The 19083-nt window shown below is 74.7% G+C and carries 12 protein-coding genes; 2 read left to right on the forward strand and 10 right to left on the reverse strand.

Translation table 11 applies throughout. The features are described from left to right. Positions 1-466 precede the first annotated feature (466 nt). Positions 467-1714: a glycoside hydrolase family 18 protein gene (locus tag NQO67_RS34140; protein ID WP_255954271.1), complete on the forward strand. Its 1248-nt coding sequence runs from the start codon at positions 467-469 to the stop codon at positions 1712-1714. 146 nt (positions 1715-1860) lie between these two features. Then, positions 1861-3351, forward strand: a complete 1491-nt coding sequence (locus NQO67_RS34145; RefSeq protein WP_255954273.1) for a M1 family metallopeptidase — start codon at positions 1861-1863, stop codon at positions 3349-3351. A gap of 46 nt (positions 3352-3397) precedes the next feature. On the opposite strand, the gene otnK is transcribed toward NQO67_RS34145, so the two are convergent. From otnK to NQO67_RS34195, 10 genes are all read right to left on the reverse strand, one after another. Further along, positions 3398-4936: a 3-oxo-tetronate kinase gene (otnK, locus tag NQO67_RS34150; RefSeq protein WP_255954275.1), complete on the reverse strand. Its 1539-nt coding sequence runs from the start codon at positions 4934-4936 to the stop codon at positions 3398-3400. Then, positions 4933-5670 (reverse strand): aspartate/glutamate racemase family protein, encoded by a 738-nt coding sequence (locus tag NQO67_RS34155; RefSeq protein ID WP_255954276.1) that lies wholly within the window; start codon positions 5668-5670, stop codon positions 4933-4935. Before NQO67_RS34155 ends, otnK begins: the two co-directional genes overlap by 4 nt. Next, complete coding sequence (locus NQO67_RS34160) at positions 5667-6662, reverse strand: hypothetical protein (RefSeq protein ID WP_255954277.1); 996 nt, start codon at positions 6660-6662, stop codon at positions 5667-5669. Before NQO67_RS34160 ends, NQO67_RS34155 begins: the two co-directional genes overlap by 4 nt. Further along, positions 6659-8320, reverse strand: coding sequence for an FGGY family carbohydrate kinase (locus tag NQO67_RS34165; protein ID WP_255954278.1), 1662 nt, complete (start codon positions 8318-8320; stop codon positions 6659-6661). The genes NQO67_RS34160 and NQO67_RS34165 overlap by 4 nt, the downstream gene beginning before the upstream one ends. After that, positions 8317-10392: a hypothetical protein gene (locus NQO67_RS34170; RefSeq protein ID WP_255954279.1), complete on the reverse strand. Its 2076-nt coding sequence runs from the start codon at positions 10390-10392 to the stop codon at positions 8317-8319. Before NQO67_RS34170 ends, NQO67_RS34165 begins: the two co-directional genes overlap by 4 nt. Beyond that, the gene (locus tag NQO67_RS34175; protein WP_255954280.1) at positions 10373-13096 is read right to left on the reverse strand and encodes a glycoside hydrolase family 2 protein; all 2724 of its coding nucleotides are present in this window, start codon (positions 13094-13096) and stop codon (positions 10373-10375) included. Before NQO67_RS34175 ends, NQO67_RS34170 begins: the two co-directional genes overlap by 20 nt. Positions 13097-13425: 329 nt before the next feature. Then, the gene (locus NQO67_RS34180) at positions 13426-15954 is read right to left on the reverse strand and encodes an alpha-mannosidase (RefSeq protein WP_255954281.1); all 2529 of its coding nucleotides are present in this window, start codon (positions 15952-15954) and stop codon (positions 13426-13428) included. Continuing rightward, positions 15951-16589, reverse strand: coding sequence for a D-sedoheptulose-7-phosphate isomerase (locus NQO67_RS34185; RefSeq protein WP_255954282.1), 639 nt, complete (start codon positions 16587-16589; stop codon positions 15951-15953). The genes NQO67_RS34180 and NQO67_RS34185 overlap by 4 nt, the downstream gene beginning before the upstream one ends. A gap of 80 nt (positions 16590-16669) precedes the next feature. Beyond that, positions 16670-17683, reverse strand: coding sequence for an ROK family protein (locus NQO67_RS34190; RefSeq protein ID WP_255954283.1), 1014 nt, complete (start codon positions 17681-17683; stop codon positions 16670-16672). Between the two features lie 332 nt (positions 17684-18015). Next, complete coding sequence (locus NQO67_RS34195; protein ID WP_255954284.1) at positions 18016-19041, reverse strand: LacI family DNA-binding transcriptional regulator; 1026 nt, start codon at positions 19039-19041, stop codon at positions 18016-18018. Positions 19042-19083 lie beyond the last annotated feature (42 nt).

The raw sequence follows: 19083 nt of genomic DNA on the forward strand, positions 1-19083 counted from the left end.
CGGGCGCTGGGGCGGGCACGCGCCTGGGTAGGGCGGCGCCGCCCGGCGGGGTCGTGTCCCGGGTGCTGCTGCGCTGCCGCCGACGCTGCCGCCCTGGATCGCAGGCGCGGCCACACGGCGGCGGTGGCGCGATGAGTATGCCCGATCGGGGGCGGGTCGTCACCCGCGTTTGGGGAGATGAGAGGCGGTACGGGCACAGGTGCGCAAGATCGGCTGAAAGAGGGTGGGAGGCCGCCTGACGCGCTGTCCGAGGGAGGCTGGTGCGGCGGTCCGCGGGGCGGTCGGACGGCGACGGTCCGCCGGTCGTCGTCCCGCTGCCATGGCACGAGAATTGGTACACACCATTGACTCAATGGTCTAGTCCTTCTACTGTTCCAGCGAGCACCCCCACCGACGTCGGGGCCTTCACAGGTCAAGCACGCGCACGTGTCGCAACGTCCTCTCCCCACCCTCACGAGGAGATCCGATGCTCAGACCGTCCCTCCCCCACACCCGCTTCAGAAGGCTGATCGCCGCGGCCTGTAGTGCCGTGCTCGGCGCCGGGCTGCTCGCCGCCGGCGCGAGCAGCGCCAGTGCACAGCAGCCGGACCGGGCGCCCGCCGCCGTCGCCGCGGGGTCACGTGTCGTCGGCTACTACACCGACTGGAGCGTCTACCAGCGCAACTACCGGGTCAAGAACATCGAGACGTCCGGCTCCGCAGCCAAGCTGACGCACATCAACTACGCCTTCGGCAACGTGCAGGGCGGCAAGTGCACCATCGGCGACTCCTGGGCCGACACCGACCAGACCTACACCGCCGACCAGTCCGTGGACGGCACCGCGGACACCTGGGACCAGCCGCTGGCAGGCGCGTTCAACCAGCTCGCCAAGCTCAAGAAGCTGCACCCCGGCCTGAAGGTCCTGTGGTCCTTCGGCGGTTGGACCTGGTCCGGCGGCTTCGGCCAGGCCGCGCAGGACCCGGCCGGCTTCGCCCAGTCCTGCTACGACCTGGTGAACAACTCCCGCTGGGCCGGCCTCTTCGACGGCATCGACATCGACTGGGAGTACCCCAACGCCTGCGGCCTGACCTGCGACACCAGCGGCAGCGACGCGTTCAGGAACGTGATGGCCGCGCTGCGCGCCAAGTTCGGCAGCGGCAAGCTGGTCACCGCGGCGATCAGCGCCGACGGCACGGCCGGCGGCAAGCTCGAGGCGTCCGACTACGCCGGCGCGGCGCAGTACGTCGACTGGTTCAACCCGATGACGTACGACTACTTCGGCGCCTGGGACGCGCAGGGTCCGACCGCCCCGCACTCGCCGCTGAGCTCCTACAGCGGCATCCCGAAGGCGGGCTGGGACAGCGAGGACACCATCGCCAAGCTCAAGAGCCTGGGCATCCCGTCGGACAAGCTGCTGCTCGGCATCGGCTTCTACGGCCGCGGCTGGACCGGCGTCACCCAGGACGCGCCCGGCGGCACGGCGACCGGGCCGGCGGCCGGCACGTACGAACAGGGCATCGAGGACTACAAGGTGCTCAAGACCAAGTGCCCGGCCACCGGCACCGTCGGGGGCACCGCGTACGCGCACTGCGGCAGCGACTGGTGGAGCTATGACACGCCGGCGACCATCGCCGGCAAGATGAGCTTCAAGAACCAGCAGGGCCTGGGCGGCACCTTCTTCTGGGAACTGAGCGGAGACACCACGAACGGCGAACTGATCAAGGCGATCAGCTGAACGGCACAGCCGTGAAGGGCGGGGGCCTGCGGGCTCCCGCCCTTTCGTGTGCGCAACGTTGTCGGCGCGCCGCGCGTCTCCTTCTCCAGCGGCCGTTTTCCCCCCGGCGGCCGGCATTGCCGCGCATCCGACCGAAGGGGAACCCGATGACCGGACGACCGTCCGTACACCGCCGTAGACCGCTGCTCGCGCTGGCCGCCGCACTCGCCGTGACCGCCACCCTGACCGGGCCCGTCTCCTACGCGGCCACGCCGCACGGGCCGGCCACCCGGCCCTCCCCCGGCGCGCCGGGCCTGGGCGACCCGCTCTTCCCGCTGGACGGGAACGGCGGCTACACGGTGCGCCACTACACCCTGGACTTCGACTGGCAGGCGCCGGCGACGCCGTTCGAGGCGAGCGCGACGATCGAGGCGCGGGCGACGCAGTCGCTGTCCCGCTTCGACCTGGACTTCGCCGGCAACACCCTGCACACGGTGACCGTGAACGGACGTGCCGCGTCCTTCGCCCGGGACGGCGACGAGTTGGTCGTCACGCCGGCCGCCCCGCTCGACGACGGTGACGACTTCACCGTCCGCGTCACCTACACCGCCGACCCGACGCAGACCCGGCACCGCGACGACGCCATCGAGGACTACGGCTGGATCCCCACGCCCGACGGCACCGTGCTGTACCCCCAGCCCGACGGCGCCAAGATGATCTTCCCGGCCGACGACCACCCGAGCCTGCGGGCGCCCTTCACCTTCCACGTCACCACGCCGCCCGGGCTCGACGCGGTCGCGGGCGGGCGGCTGACCAGCCGCACCGAGCAGCCCGACGGCCGGGTGCGCTGGACGTACGACACCCAGCAGCCCGTCGCCACCCAGCTGGTGCAACTGGCGATCGGTCACTTCACCTTCGTCGACCGCACCGGCCCGCACGGGCTGCCGATCCGGGATGTGGTCCCCGACACGCTGGCCGCGTCGGTCGAGCAGTACCTGCGGCTCACGCCGGACCAGCTGGCCTGGCTGGAGCGGCAGCTCGGCCCGTTCCCGTTCGACCGCTACGGCGTCCTGGTCGGGGACACCGACCTCGGTGTGGCGCTGGAGACGCAGACGCTGTCCCTGCTGCCGAAGGGCGACCTGCTCGGCACGCAGGTGGACGCCGAGAAGAACATGGTCCACGAGCTGACCCACCAGTGGCTCGGCGACAGCGTCGCCCTGCGGACCTGGTCCGACCTGTGGCTGAGCGAAGGGCACGCGCGGTACTACGAGCGGCTGTACTCCGAGGCGCACGGCGGCGACAGCTTCGAGGCGGCCATGAAGGAGGCCTACCGCCAGCACGACCAGTGGCGCCACGACACCGGCGCACCGGCCGAGCCGACGGAGTCCAACCTGTTCAAGAAGATGCGCTACGACGGTTCTGCCCTGGTGCTCTACGCGCTCCGCGCGGAGGTGGGCGACGCCACGTTCCAGCGCATCGAGCAGCAGTGGTTCGCCCGTTACCGGGGGAAGGCGGCCGGCACCCAGGACTACGTCGCGCTGGCCTCCGAGGTGGCCGGCCGGGACCTGTCGGGCTTCCTGCGTCCATGGCTGTACGGCGCGCACACCCCGCCGATGCCGGGGCATCCGGACTGGGTGGTGGACCCCGTCCAGGAGTGAGACGCACGGTGGGCCGGGCGCGCCTGCCGGATCGGGCGCGCCCGGCTCACAGCACGTCCTGGGCGGTGACGAAGATGTCCTCGGCGCCGAAGTTGCCGGACTTCAGGGCGAGGTTGACCGTGCGCCCGCGGTAGCCGGCCGCCGTCCAGGGCACGCCGGGGGCGATGGCGCGGCCGATGGTGAAACGCCGCACGCCCAGCGCCGTGACCACCGCGCCGGAGGTCTCGCCGCCGGCGACCAGCAGCCGTCCGAAGCCCGCGTCCACCAGCTCCCGGGCGCAGGCCGCCAAGGCGCCCTCCACGGCGGCCGCGCTGCGCTCCGTGCCGAACCGGCGCTGCGCCCGGCGCACCTGGTCACGGTCGTCCGCGCTGTACAGCAGCACCGGACGCGGCCCGGCCCGCCCGCGCGCCCACGCCACCGCGTCGGCCACCGTGCCCTCCGGGTCGTCGAGCAGCGCATCGACCGGAATCCGGCGGTGCGGCAACCGGGCGCGCGCGTACGCGGTCTGCGCGAGGGTGGCGTCGGAGACGCTGCCGGCGAGCACGGCGGCGGGGCCGGCGGCGACCGGGATGCGGGCGGCACGCCCCGGGTCGGCGGCCGCGGCCGGGGCGGTGTCGGGGGTGCGCCCGGACGGCGGCGGAAGGGCGAGGGCGAGGCCCGAGCCGCCGGTGAGCAACGGCAGTCGGGCGGTGGCACGCAGCAGCGGCGCGAAGTCGTCGTTGCCGAGCACGTCGGTGACCACGATCCGGGTCCCGTCGGCGACGAGGCGGTCCACATGGGCGCGCAGCGCCGCGTCGCCGGCGCGCAGCACCGGGTGCGGCAGCAGTCCGACGGGGTGCCGGGTCTGGGCGGCGAGCACCCGGACCAGGTCCGGGTCGGTCATCGGGGTGAGCGGATGGTGCCGCATGCCGCTCTCGCTCAGCAGGCGGTCAGCCACGAACAGGTGTCCCTGGTAGACGGTGCGGCCATTGTCCGGGAAGGCCGGGCAGGCGATGGTCCAGGGTGCGCCGGTGGCCGCCAGCAGCGCGTCGATGACCGGCCCGATGTTGCCGCCGGGCGTGGAGTCGAAGGTGGAGCAGTACTTGAACCAGAAGCGCTCGCAGCCCAGTGCCGCGAGGCCGCGATGCGCGTCGAGGGCCGCCCGGACCGCCTCCTCCGGCGGTACCGTCCGCGTCTTCAACGCCACCACCACGGCGTCCGGCGCGTCCGACGGCATCGCCCCGGCGGCGCCCGGGGCCGGCCCGGCGGTTTCCCCAGCGCCCCGGCCCCGCACGCCCGCCGCCGTGGCTCCGGCCGCCGGGCCGGGAGCGGACGCCACCGCGGCAGCGGGCGGCTGGCCGGGAGTGGGTGCCGCCTCACGGGCGCCGACGATCAGCGTGGTGCGGTAACCGGCCCTCACGAGGTTGCCGGCCAGGTCGGTGGCGCCGGTGAAGTCGTCGGCGATGCAGCCCAGTAGGGGGTGCCGAGGGGGGTCGGGCGCAGCGGTGCCGGGCGCGGACGGTTGCGCGGTCCCGGCCGGTTGGGGTGCACCGGCCGCCCGATCCGGGCCCGAAAGCTCCGCATCCGTGGCCGGCCGGACCGTCATGCCCCCGCCTCCTGCGGTGTCACGGCGCCCAGCGCGGCGAGCTGGGCGGTGCCGGTGCGCGGTGAGGTGAGTACGGGGACACCGAGCGCACCGGGCGGCAGGGTGCCGACGGCGGCGGCCATGGAGGCCTGGGCGAGCACGAGCACATCGGTCTCGGCGGCGAGTCGACGGGCCTCGGCGGCGATCAGCGCGTCGTGCTCTTCGGGACGACCCTGGATGCGCGCCTGGTAGGCGCCCTCGCAGGTGGAGGCGGTGAGGGTGATCTCGGCGCCGCTCTCGGCGGCCTGCCGCCGGATCAGGGCGGCGGTCGGCTCCAGCGTGGAGTCGAGGGTGGCGAGGACGCCGACGCGGGGCCCGGTGCGCACGGCCTCGGCGGCCATGGGGGCGTCCACCCGGAAGATCGGGATGGACACCAGCGGACGTACCTGTTCGGCCGCCGGGCCGATCGACGAGCAGGTGACCAGGACCGCGCGGGCCCCGGCCGCTTCGGCGTGCCGGATGTGCGAGGCGAGCCGGGCGGTGGTGCGCGGCAGCGGCCCGTGCGCGATGGTGTCGGCGAGCAGGCTCTCGTCGACCATGTGGTACGGCCGTACGCCGGGCGCCTCCTCGCGCAGCAGCGGGTCGAACACCGCGGGCAGCGCGGCGACGGTGTGCAGCACGCACACCCGCGGCGGTGCGGTGCCGGGCGGCGTGCCCGCACCGCTCGGTCGTGCGTGCTCCTGATCGGCCGTCATGCCGTGCCTCCGTCCTGGTGCGCCACCCCGGCTACGGCGTCGCGTTTGCCGGCCGCGACGTCCGTACCGACCGCGGCGTCCCACCACGGTCTGCCGTACCTGTCGACGATGTCGCCGAGCTGCCGCAGCCGTTCGGCGCAGGGGCCGTGGAGGGTGGCCCGGGTGTCGGGGGCGCCGAGCGCGGCGGTCCACAGGGCGCGCCCCGCGAGGAACCCGGAGGCGCCGGCGCGGCAGGCCGCCTCCACCGCCGTGGGGAATCGGGCGGGGTCGACGCCCTGGGACAGCACCACCCACGGCACGTCCACCACCGCGTCGACACGGGCCGCCTCGGCCGCGAGATCGGCGACCGTGCCGACCCCGCCGTTCGGCACCTGGCATTTGTAGAGGGAAGGCCGCAGGGGCGCCAGTTCCCTGGCGGCCGCCACGATGGCGTCGTTGAGGACGAAGGTGCCGTCGGCCTCTTCCTCGGCGGTGGGCCGGGCCACCGGCTCCAGCACCGAGGCGAGCCCCGCAGCGCGGCACAGCTCCACGAAGCGCGCGGCCAGGGCGATGCGACGGTCCTGTTCGCCGTCGCGCCGCCAGATCACCAGCAGCTTCAGCGCCCGCACCCCGTCGGCGGCCGCGGCACGCGGATCCACGGTCTCGTCCAGGGCGGTGTCCGTGACCGGTCCCCCGGGCTCCTGGGTGAGCACGTCCACGGCGAGCACCGGGGCGCAGCCGCCCGGCAGGACCTGACGGGCGATCAGCTCCCGGAAGCCGTAGTGCCGGTCGATCAGCAGCGCCGAGGCGGACGGGCCCAGGGCCTGTGCGACGGTCAGCTTGAAGTCGGTCATCGTGGCGTCGTCGATGCGCTCGCGGGGTTGGCCGGTGCGCTCGATCATCATGGTGCGCAGCGAGTCGCGCTGGTCCATGGCGACCATGGCGAACGTCCCGGTGGGCCGGGCGAGCGCCCCCACCGGGGCGGTTCGGGTGGTCTGGCTGCTGGTGGTCATGGGTGCTCCGGGTGCTCTGTGCGGTGCGCTGTCGTGGCGGTCCGAGGGTCTGGCGTGCGGCGTCGGGTGCCGCCGCCCCGGTCGTCCGTGGCGGGGGACGCCGGCGGGTTCGGGGTGGGAGCCGTGCGGTCCGGCGGGCGGGCGCCGTCGGGCGGTGCGGCGAGCACCGCCGGCAGGAACGCCTCGCGGTACACCGCGTCGTACCCCGCCGGGTCCGCGTCCTCGCCCGGTGTCCGCCGCGCCGTGCCGAGGGGCGCCGGCTCGGGCAGGCCGGCGGAGGTGGCGGCCAGCAGCGCGGCGCCCACGGCGGGTGCCCGGTGCTCGGCGAGCACCCGCACGGGCCAGGGGGTGACCGCGGCCTTCACACGTGGCCACCGCGGCTGGGCGACCGGGCCGCCGAGCAGGACCGTCTCGCGCGGCGCGACCCCGGTCAGCACGGACTGCGCTTCCGCCATCCAACGGGCCTGGTAGGCCGTGGCCTCCACGACGGCGAGCGCAAGCCGAGCAGGGCCGTCCCCGGGTCCGAGGCCGTGCACGGCCACCCGGCGCTGCGGGTCCGGGGCGGGGGCGCTGCGGCCGGACAGGTACGGCTCGACGATCAGGCCGGTCGGTCCCGGCCCGGCGGCCGCGAGCAGTGCACCGAACCGTGCGTGGCGTTCCCCGCCCGACGGCAGTCCGAGCAGGTCGGCGCACCATTCGACGAGGGCGCCGCAGCTGCCCGTGCCGGCGATCACGTACCAGGTGCGGCCGTCCGCGTGCCGCCCGTAGCCCATGCCCTCGGCGAGCGCCCGGGGCGCGTCCGGCGGGCGACCGGTCAGGGTGAGGACGGCCTCCGCGGTCCCCATGGAGTCGGCCAGGTCGCCGGGGGTTCGGGCACCGGCCGCCCAGGCGCCCACCAGGTGGTCGTGGCCGGCGACCACGACCGGCGTGCCGGGGCGCAGCCCGGGCACCCGTGCGGCGCCGTCTTCGGTGACCCGGCCGGCCGGCTCGCCCGGAGCGCACACGCGCGGCAGCCGGTCGACGGACAGTCCGGCGAGTGCGGCGAGTGCGGGGTCCCAGCGGCCGTGGTGGACGTCGAAGGCCATGGTGCGCTGGGCGAAGGTGACGTCCGTGGCGGTGGTTCCGGTCAGCGCACGGGCGGCCAGGTCGACGGCGCCGGACCACACGGCCATGTTGCGCAACGCCTCGGGACGGTGCGCCCGCAGCCAGCACCATTTCGCCAGCGGGACCTTCGCGGAGGGCCGCACCCCGGTGGTGGCGTGCAGGGCGGCGGCGCCCGCGTCGCGCACGAGAGCGGCGGCCTCCGCGTCGCCGCGCGGATCGGACCAGGCGAGCAGCGGCCCGGTGGGCCTGCCGTCCGCGTCCAGCGGTACACCGGTCTCCGCCATGCCGGTCAGGCCCACCGCAACCACCGTGCGCCCGGCGCCCGCCACCGCTTCGGCGAGCGCGGCGAGGGCCGCGGTCACCAGCGCGCCGGTGGCGTCCTCGCCGAGCGGGGTGCGCCGTTCGGCCGCTGCCAGCACGGTGCCGTCCGGGGTGCAGACCACGGCCTTGACACGGGTGGAACCCACGTCGAGACCGGCCAGCGCGGGCCGGCCCGACCCGGCGGTGTGCCGGTCGGCGCCGGTGCCGTGCCGGTCGGCGTCCCGGTGGTTCACGACCGCTCCTTGAACTCGGGCAGGTCACGCGCGATCTCGCAGGCGTACAGCAACACCCCGGCCGACCAGGCGTGCGAGAGGGTGAGCAGCATGCCCTTGGCCTGGAAGCACTCGGTCTGGTAGAAGCGCTCGCTGACCATGCCGCGGTAGGCGTTGAAGTCCCCGTCGGCGCGTGCCACGAACTGCCGGAAGCAGTCCAGGTTCTCCCGTGCCGACTCCGCGTAGTACGGGTCGTCGAGGTGCCGGGCGAGCCGTACCGTCTCGGGCAGGCAGATCAAACCGAAGGCGTGCAGGTGCTGGTTGGACGGGGACGCCTGGTCGCCGCCGCGGGTACGGAAGCCGTAGCGGCCGAGCAGGGTGTGCGCGTCGAAGGTGACGTCGTAGGTGTAGCGGAACGTGAGCGTCCAGTCGGCCGCCCGGCGGGCCAGGTCGAGCCAGCGCGCCGTGCCGGGGTCGGCCTCGTGCAGCAGCGTGTACGCGATGATCGCGTTGTAGCCGTCCTCCGACGTGGGGGCGAGCGAGACGTCCTCCGGTGCGCCGCACAGGAACTCGGCGCGCACGTCGTCGGCGTACCCGGTCCCGGCCCGGCGTGCGGCGGCCAGCAGCGCGTCGTCGCCGAACGCGGCGGCGGCCTCGACCAGCGGCGCGATCCAGGCGAGCCCGGCGGCGCCCTGGTGGTCGAGGGGCGCGCCGGTGTCGCTGTGGTGGGCGGCGGCGAACCGGCCGTCGGCGTGCTGCCCGGCGCGCGCCACGGCGAGGTTGGAGCGCACGGCGTGCTCCCACGCCGGGTGGTCGACGCCCCGGGCGCGTTCGGCGCGCAGGGCACGCAGCAGGAACAGCGTGGCGTCGCCGAGGGTGCGGGCGTGCAGCCGGTGCGGGTCCGGTGTCCAGCCGGCGCTCCAGCCGTTACGGGCGCCCCACTGCCCCCAGAACGTACCGCCGGGTGCGAGATTGCCCGCGATGTGGTCCAGCACGCCGACGGCGGCCGCCGCCTGCTCGGCGTCGCCGGTGCGGCGGGCGTGCAGCAGCAGGGCGTGCGCATATGGGGTGCCGCTGACCCAGGACACGTGCATCGCCGGGCGGTCGCCGCGCTCGCCCAGCGCCTCCCGGTCGAAGGCCGCGGTCTCCAGCAGCACCGGCGGATCGGGCCGGTAGTGCCAGCGGTGCAGCCCGTGCGCGGCCAGCTCGGCGGCCTCGTCCAGACCGACCCAGGCGGCCGGCTCCGGCGCGGTGGGGGTGCGGTGGTGCACGGCGCGCAGGACGGGCGCGTAGGCGTGCGGGTCGGCGGCCAGGAGGTGCAGGGTGAAGCGCAGGGTGTGCGTGTCGCCCGGCTGCCAGGTGACCATCGGGGCCTGCGCAGGGCGCGGGGTGGCGGAGCCGTAGTAGCTGACGGGTTCCTCGCGGTAGGGCGCGTGCAGCCGCAGTGCGGGTCGCCCGCCGGGCAGCAGGGCGAAGCCGACGCCCTGCTCGCCGAGGTCGCCCTGTTCGGCGACGGACAGCGCGGCGCCGCCGAGCCGGTCACGTGCGAAGACGGCGGGCGTGGCGCAGCGGTCCGCGCGAAAGGCCCAGGCGTCGGCGACCATGCCCGCCGGGTCGTGGCTGCCCGGCTCGTAGCGTGGGTAGCGGCGGGCGCAGTCGGGCAGCCGGTTCGCGCCGTAGAAGACGCCGGGGATCAGCCAGCCGGGATCCGCCGTGCGGCCGAGCCGCAGTTCGACGCGGAGACCGGCGGTCGCGGGCTCCGGTGCGGTGCGCCGCACGGTGAGTTCGGCCTCGCGCCGCAGGGCGCCGCCGGTGCCGTCCGGCTCGGCGGGCGAGAGCCGGAGCCGGACGGTGAAGCCGGCCGCGGTGCCGCGCAGTTCGCAGCCGCCGTCCGGCCGCGGCTCCCGCCCCTCGGCGGCCACCGCACGGTGGGTGCCGTCGGGCTCCATCAGGGCCACGAGGTAGGGCAGCAGCGCCTCGCCCCGGGCGGGGTCGCGCAGCGGTACGCCGCCCGGGGGTGACGTCACGTCGACCGGGTTCGGGGTGCCGGCGTCGGCTGTACCGGGCCGGGCGTCAGCTGAGTTCGGTGGCACGGATGTTCCATCCTTCCAGCCGTACGGTGCGTCCCGCCTGCGGTGCGTCGCGCCATGCCACGGGGATGCGGACGGTTTCGCCGGGCAGCAGGTCGATCATGTTGTCGGCGAAGACCGCCCAGCCCGGGGCGGTGTACTCGCGTGCGTCGGTCAGGTAGAGACCGAGCGCCGCGGGTCCGCCGGTGTGCGCCAGGTGCACGGCGGTCAGGTCCGGTTCGGTGCGCACCGTCACACGGGCCTCGGCCAGGTCGCACAGGGGTGCGAGGTCGGCCGTGGTGCTGTGCACCCACCGGTTGTCGGCGAGCAGGGCACCGTCCGGGGCGCGCAGGGCGAGATCGAGGACGAAGAGGTGGTCGGCGAGGCGCGGCAGCGCCGTCCGCCACCGGCCCGCGCGTGCCGCGGGCACGCCGTTGTGCGGTCCTGGAGTGTTCGGCCGGCCGGCGGGCAGGGCCACCTCCGCGTGCAGCACGCCGTCGGCGCCGAGCAGCCGGGCCGTGACGGTGCTGCCCTCCGGGGTGCCGTCCTGCCGCCAGGACCACAGGTCGGCCGTGAACGCCTCGTGCCCGCCCCACGCCTGCGTGGCGAACCGTGCGCACACGTGGGCGGGCCGGTAGGCGCGCCGGACACCGTGGTAGGCGGGCTTGGGATCGCCGCGGTGGTCCACGGCGCTGGTGCACCAGGCGTTCGGGAAGGGCTCGTTGAACTGCCAGGGGATGGCGCCGCTGCTGCGCGGCGCACGTCGCAGGTGCGCCTCCGTGGCGTACCGCAGGCCGTCGTACTGGAGTTGCTGGCTGGCCCGGCGCATGGCGTCCGGGTCGTCGGGGCCGACGCGCCGGCCGAAGGCGGCGCATACCAGTTCGGTGTTGTTCCACCAGGCGCCGAGGTGTTCCATCACCGGGTTGGCGCGGCCGGTGGGGCGGCGGTCGGCGGGCGGCACCACGGCCTCGAACGTGCGCCGGTTGGCCATGCCCTCCACCCCGAACTCGGTGTGCAGCAGGCAGCTCGCGCCGTCGTAGAGCCGCTGGTGGGCGCCGAGGCCCTGGTGCTCCCAGGGGCCGTGCACGTCGTGCTGGTCGTCGGGTGCCGCGGCGACCAGGTCGGCGCGGTTGAGGAAGGCCGGCCCCGACGGCGAACCGGGCAGCCAGCAGCGGTCCGGGTCGAGTTCGGCGACGACCGACGCCAGGGTCCTGATCACCGGCGCGTCGGCCTCGGCGAGCGGGCGTTCGGCCGCGGTGTCGTGCAGTTCGTTGCCGGGGCCCCACACCGCGAGCGAGGGATGGTGGCGCAGCGCGGGGACGAGGGCACGCGCCTCGCGTTCCATCAGCGCCAGGTAGTCGGGGTCGGCGGACGGGACGCTGTCGATCCCGGAGCTGGACAGCGCGAACTCCTGCCACACCAGCAGCCCCAACCGGTCGCAGGTGCGGTAGAAGTCCTCCGTCTCGATCAGGCCGCCGCCCCACACCCGCAGCAGGGTGACGTGCGCGTCGGCGGCGAGCCCCAGCAGGTGCGCCAGCTTCGCGGGTCTGGGCACGCCGTGCCGGGCGTCCATCGGCACCCAGTTCCAGCCCTTGGCGTAGATGCGGCGGCCGTTGACCTGGAGGGTGTACGGCAGGGCGTGCCGTGGGGCGCCGGGGTTGGGCACCAGCGCCACGCGCCGGAAGCCGGTCTCGGTACGTCGGGAGCCGGCGGTGCGTCCGGCCCGGTCCCGGAGGGTGACGTCCACCGTGTACAGCGGCTGTGCGCCGTGCCCCGCCGGCCACCACAGCCGGGGCCGCTGCACCGTCAGGTCCAGGGTGGCCCCGGTCGCACCGGCCGGCACGTCGGCCGTGCCCTCGGCGACCACGGCCCCGTCGCCGGGCGCCCGGACGCACGCGTGCAGTTGCCCGGGTTCACCGGCCGCCACCGCGGCGTCGACGCGCAGGTGTCCGGTGCGGCCGGCCTCGTCGGGCAGCGCACCGATGCGGGCGTCGACGAGCCGGAGCGGCCCGGTGATCTCCAGGGTGACCGGCTTCCAGATGCCCTGGTGGATCATGCGGGGGCAGAAGTCCCAGCCGTAACTCATCCGGCTCTTGTGCACCCGGACCCGGTCGGTGCGGCCGACCTGCGGTTCGTTCGGTGGCGCCGGGTGCACGGCGACGGCCAGCAGATGGCTGCCGCCGTCCGCGACGGCGTCGGTGACGTCCACGTCGAAGGGCACGAACATCCCCGCGTGCCGGGCGATCTCCTTCCCGTCGACGAGCACGGTGGCCTCGTGGTCGACGCCCTCGAAGCGCACGATCGCCCGCTCACCGGGGGCGAGCGGTCGGGTGGTGAGGGGCCTGCGGTAGAGCCAGGTGCGCTGCGGCACCCACTCGGCCTCCAGGGAACGGGTGCCGGTGAACGGGTCGGGTACCTGGCCGGCGCGGTGCAGGTCGTCCAGCACCGTGCCGGGCACCCGGGCGGGGTACCACCCGGGCTCGCCGGGTGGTCGGCCCGGTCCGGACATCCAGCGCCAGGTGTCGCCGAGGCAGGGGCGTAGTTGCCAGGCGCTGTCCAGCGGGGGCGCTGCGCTGGCCTGTTGTGCTCGACCCTTCGGGTCGTCGCCGGTGTCAGCTCCCGGGAGGGGTGGTTCCTGTCCCCTCCGGACCACCCGGCCGATGGAGGGTTGCTCGCGCAGTTCCCCGCGCCCCTCAGTGGCGCCTGCGGCGCCCTCCGGGACGTCCAAGGTGTCCGGCGCCGTCGCATCCCCTCGACCTCCCCAGCCCCCGGCCGGGAGGGGTGATACCTGTCGTCCCCGGACCACCCGGCCGATGGAGGGTTGCTCGCGCAGTTCCCCGCGCCCCTCAGTGGCGCCTGCGGCGCCCTCCGGGACGTCCAAGGTGTCCGGCGCCGTCGCGCCCCCTCGACCTCCCCAGCCCCCGGCCGGGAGGGGTGATACCTGTCCTCTCCGGACCACCCGGCCGGTGGAGGGTTGCTCGCGCAGTTCCCCGCGCCCCTCAGTGGCGCCTGCGGCGCCCTGCGGCGGGGGCGGGGGGGTCGACGGGGTCGGGGCCGTCACGGGCCCTCGTCCTCCCCTGGCTGCTGGCGTTCCAGCAGGTTCAGCTCCGATACCGGGCGCTGTGGGTCGGCCGGTACCCGGTAGGTCTTGATCGCGTGTGGGCCGAAGTCGTCCTCGATGGCTCGGTTGCCGAGCATGGGCAGGGTGATGTGGGCGTGGGTGGCGCGGCCCTGGGACTCGTAGGCGCGGAGCACCACGTCGCCGGAGTCGTCCTCGTCGCCCTTGAGAACGGTGACGACGATGCTGGAGCCGCCGTCGTCGGCGTGCCCGGTGCGCTGGGCCAGCGGGCCGGTGTGGAAGGTCTCCAGCAGGGCGAACGCGGGCTGGTTCAGCTCGGCCGCGCGGCGCACCGGGTCGGCGGTCCGCCAGTCGCCGGCGTGTGGGAGGAGTAGGAGTCGGAAGTCCTGGCGGCCCTGGTCCAGGTAGTCGTAGATGCCGTCGTCGGTGAGTCGGTGCGGCTCGTGCCAGGCGTAGGCGGGGCTGCGCAGTGCGGTCACCCCGATCTCGCCGCCCGTCACGTCATGGCCGTACTTGCCGTCGTTGGCGACGACGAGTCCGGCGGCCCGGCCGTTCGGGAGGGTTCCGGCGACGTCCACCCAGGCCTGGGCGGGCTCCTCGGTGCCGTCGGGGGTGCGCTCGATGTGGCCGTACGGGATCTCGTGGGTGGCCGTCACCCCGGTGAGCGCCGTGGGGAAGCGCAGCTTGAGCGTCTTGAGCTGTTCGTGCCAGTCCACGGTGACGCGCACCTCGACCTGCCGGGATCCGGCGGACAGCACCAGTTCCTCGACGAGGGTGGAGTGGCCGTAGCCGCTCTCGATGCGCAGGGCGGCGCGTACCGGGCCCTGCTCGGTGATGCGCACCCGGCGGCAGTCGAAGGCGCCGGCGACCTGGTCGTAGGCGCGGACGCGGTGGCCCCAGGTGTCGGAGGGGTCGTCGATGACGACGGCGTGCCGTCCGGGCCGCTCGGGCAGCAGCTCGACCTTGGCGTCCTTGTCGTACAGGGAGTTGAGCCAGCCGGTGGCGGGGTCGACGGTGAGGCGGAGGTGCTCGTTCTCCAGGGTGGTGCCCGTCGCGGTGACCGGGGCCGGTCCGGGAGCGTCCGGTGCTCCGGGAAGTAGGTGGTAGACGCGGTGGCCGAGCGGGGGGACGGTGGCGCGGAAGGCGATGCGGCCGCGGCTGCCGTTCATGCTGGCCTCGGAGCGGATCTGCTGGAGCGGCACCGGGGTGCCCGTCTCGTCGGTGAGGCGGCTGACGGCGGCCCGGCCGAACTCGGCCTCCACGTCCGCCGTGAGCTCCCACGGGTGCGGGTTGAAGACGACCAGCGGCACCGTCTCCTCGCGCAGCGGGATGTCGATACGGCGGGCGATGGCCTGCACGGAGGTGTTGAAGACCTCGGCGGCCAGCGAGCGGGCCCGGCCGTAGTCGTCGCGGGCGTCCTCGTACGCGGAGCGCAGCGAGGTGCCGGCGAGGATGTCGTGGAACTGGTTGAACAGCACCAGTTTCCAGGCCTCGGTCAGCTCCCGGTGCGGATAGGCCTGGCCGGTCAGCGCGCGGGCGACGACGGCCCACTTCTCGGCGCGCTGGAGCTCGTTCTCGGCACGCCGGTTCCAGCGTTTGATGCCGGAGTGCGCCGAGTAGCACCCGGGGCCGTGGTGCTGGAGCTCCCCGGCGTGCACGGGGATGTCGGCGCGGTCACGGACCCGGGAGAAGAACGCCTCCGGGTGGCTGAGGGTGAGCTTGGGCAGGCCGCCCAGCGCATCGAGCCGTTTGACGCTGTCCAGGTTCGCCTTGGTGGGGCCGCCGCCGTGGTTGCCGACGCCGTAGAAGACCATCAGCTCCGGCTCGTCGTTCGGCATGATGGCGAGCGCCTTGTCGAGGTGGCCGCCGATGTCCTGGCCGGGGCTGCAGTACTCGTGCGGCAGCCGGTAGGCGAGCACCCGGGAGCCGTCCGGGGCCTGCCAGTGGAAGAACTGCCCGGGCAGCGCCTGCTCGTGGGGGCCGGGGCGGAGGAAGACATAGGCGTCCATGCCGGCCTTGCGCAGCAGCTGCGGCAGCATCGCGTTGTGCCCGAACGGGTCGAGGTTGGAGCCGACGGTGGCGGCGGCGCCGAACTTCTCCAGCAGGTAGCGCTGCCCGTACAGGGCCTGGCGGACGAAGGACTCGCCGGAGGGGATGTTGCAGTCCGGCTCGATCCACCAGCCTCCTATGACCTGCCAGCGGCCCTCGGCGGCGTACTTGCGTATGGTCTCGAACAGCTCCGGGTCATGCCGCTCGATCCACTCCAGGTACATGACGGAGTCGCAGGTGAACACGGCGTCGGGGTACTCCTGAAGACGGTCGGCCGCGGACTGGAAGGTGGCCCGCACCTCCTGGAGCCCCTCCGGCCAGCGCCACAGCCAGACCGGGTCGATGTGGGCGTTGCCCACCAGGTGCAGGGTGCGCTCGCGCGAGCCGGGGTTGGCGAAGGGTCGGCGTCCGGTGTCCATGGCTTCCGTCTGGTTTCGTGCGTGGTTCGGCTGGGTCATGTCCGGCTCTCCGGGCGGTCAGGGGTGCGTCCGTGCGGGTCGTCGGGGTCGCATCCGGCGGCCCAGGCGTCGACGCGCTCGCTGAGCAGGTGGAGCAGCAGCAGGTGCATCTCCTGGATCCGGGCGGTGGCCGTGGCCGGTACCGGCAGGACGTGGTCGGCGTGCTCGGCGGCCGGTAGCGGCATGCTGTCGGGGTCGTGACCGCCACCGGTGAACAGCACGGTGCGGGCGCCCGCCTTGCGCGCGGCGGCCAGGCCGCGCACCACGTTCGGGGAGCGACCCGAGGTGGTGAAGCCGACGACCATGTCGCCGGGCCGGGCGAGCGCCTCGACCTGGCGGGCGAAGAGGTCCTCGAAGGAGTAGTCGTTGGCGATGCAGCTGACCACCGAGGGGTCGGTGGTCAGCGCGACCGCGGCCAGCGGACGGCGCTCGCGCAGATAGCGGCCGATCATCTCACCGGCCAGGTGCTGGGCGTCCGCGGCGCTGCCGCCGTTGCCGAAGGTGTACAGCCGGCCGTCCCCGGCGTAGACGTCGATCAGGTCGCGGGCGACCCGGTCGAGGACGGGCAGCAGGTGCCGGGTGCCTTCCGCGGCGTGCAGATGGTCGGCCAGCTGACGGTCGAGGGCATCGTGCATGGTGCCGGTGCTCCAGGGGGTGCGAGGGTGAGCGGGGTGGGTCGGGTGGTGTGGGGTGGGTCGTGCGGGGTGGCGGCGGGTCAGGCGTCCGCCAGGCGCTCCAGGCCGATGGCGGCGGCGCCGAGCACTCCGGCCGCGTCGCCGCCGGACGCGACCACGATCCGGGCGGTGCGTGCCGCGGGGCCCATGGCCTGCGCGGCGACCAGCCGTCGTACGGGTTCCAGGAGCCGGTCGCCGGAGCGGGTCACCCCACCGCCGAGCACCACCAGCTCCGGTTCGAAGACGTTCACCAGCGACGTGAGGCCGCTGCCGAGGGTGTCGACGGTCTCCGTCCACACCTGGGTGGCGACCGGGTCGCCCTGCTGGGCGGCGGCGTCCACGTCCTCGGCGGTGAGCGGTCCGGGCCGGTCGAGGACGGTGGCGGTGCCACGGGCGCGGGCGGCGGCGACGGCCTCGACGGCGCGCTCGGCGATCGACGTACCGGACGCGTACGCCTCCAGGCAGCCCTGCCGGCCACAGCTCCTGCAACGCCGCCCGCCCGAGCGGACGGTGATGTGTCCCGGCTCGCCGCCGTTGCCGGCACCGCCGCGGTAGGTGCGGCCGTCCAGCACGACACCGCCGCCGATGCCGGTGGACACCGTCAGGTACAGCAGGGTGCGGCAGCCGCGGCCGGCGCCGAACCGCCATTCGCCGGCCGCGCCGGCCGTGCCGTCGTTGTCCAGCACGGCCGGCAGCCCGTAGCGCTGGCCGGCCAGGTCGGTGACGGGGATGTCGGTCCAGCCGGTCAGGTGCGGCGGGCCGATGAGGACACCGGTGTACGGGTCGAGCGGGCCGCCGCAGCCGATGCCGACGCCGAGCAGCTGCCCGGCCGCGGCCCCCGCGTCGGCGAGCACCTTCTCGCCCAGCTCGAACAGCCGCCGCAGCGCGGCCTCGGGCCCGTCCTCGACGCCGGTCGGGCAGCTGGCGAAGGACCACATGCGACCGTCTGCGCCCACCACCCCCGCGGCGAGCTTGGTGCCGCCGATGTCCAGCGCGAGCACGCCCGGCGCACCGCTGGTGTCCCCCTGCGGCCCGGCGTTGTGGTCGTGCGTCATGCAGCCCTTCCGTCCTGTCGTGACGATGCCCGAGACCCCGTCTCTCGCCGGCCGGTGCAAGGAACGAACGAAGGACACGGGTGGGGACGTGCGATACGGAAGACGGCCGGAAACGGCGTCGCCGAGGCGCGCCGCACCGGCCGTCACACAATGTGGCATCGTTCCCACATGAGAACGTAGCCACATGCATGACGGGGGTCAAGAGACCCGCGCTGTCGGGTTGGGGGAAATCCCGCCGGCACCGTTCGCGCTCGATGTGCCGCCTCGTTGCGGCCGGTTGCACGCCCGCCGAGGGTGCCGCCCGCGGCGGAGAACGTGCTGGTGGCGCGGCGTTAGTGAGGTCTGCCGGGGGCCGACGTGGAGCCGCGCGGCACGAACTCCGGCTGGAGCGTGTGGGTTCGGGCCCGGCCCTGCTCGCCCGCGATCCGGGCCAGCAGCAGCTCCGCGGCCCGCCGGCCCATCTCGTAGACGGGCTGCCGCACCGCCGTCAGGCCGGGCTCGACCATCCGCATCCAGGTGAGGTCGTCGAAGGAGACCACGGAGCAGTCCTTCGGCACCGGGCTGCCGCGGCGCTGCAACTCCTGCCAGACGGCCTCGGCCACCACGTTGTTGGCGGCGAACACCGCGGTGATGTCGGGCTCGGCGGCCAGGAAGGCGGCGATGTCGGCGCCGGGGTCGGCGGGGCGCAGCCCGAGGTCCAGCACCAGCCGCCGGCTCAGCGGCACCCCGGCGGCGCGGTGTGCGGCGCGGTAGCCCTTGAGCCGGTCGCGCCCGGTGTCCCACACGGTCTCGTCCAGGACCATCGCGATCCGCCGATGGCCCAGGTCGAGCAGGTGGGTGACGGCGGCCTGTGCGCCGCGCTCGCTGTCGATGGTGACCGCGTCGCAGCCGCGCGCGCCGGAGCGCCGGTCGACCTCCACCACCGGGGTGCCGTGCTCCACGAGGAGTTCGGTGGCCTGCCGGCCGACGGGTGCGAGCAGCACTCCGGCCGCCCGCATGGCGAGGAAGGCACGGGCGCCGTCCAGCGCACGGGCGTCGTCGCCGTGGTCGTCGACCAGCACCATCTGGTGGCCGGCGGCGGCCAGGGACTGCTCGACGCCGGCGGCCAGCGCGGCGTAGAACTGGTTGCGCAGATCGGAGACGACCAGGCCCACCAGGCGGCTGGAGCGGCCCTTGAGGGTGCGCGCGGAGACGTCGGGCACGTAACCGAGCCGTGCCGCGGCCGCCTCGACCCGTGTCTTGATGGCCTGTGCGACGTAGCCGTTGCCGGCCAGCGCACGGGAGGCCGTCGACGGGGAGGTGCCCGCCTCCTGCGCCACCTGGCGGAGCGTGACCCGGGTCCGCTTGCCCTTGCCCATCCGTCGCTTCCCGCCCTTTCCCTGCCTTCTCCTGCCTGCCCC

The sequence above is a fragment of the Streptomyces odontomachi genome (assembly GCF_024435355.1).
Classification (GTDB): Bacteria; Actinomycetota; Actinomycetes; order Streptomycetales; family Streptomycetaceae; genus Streptomyces; species Streptomyces odontomachi.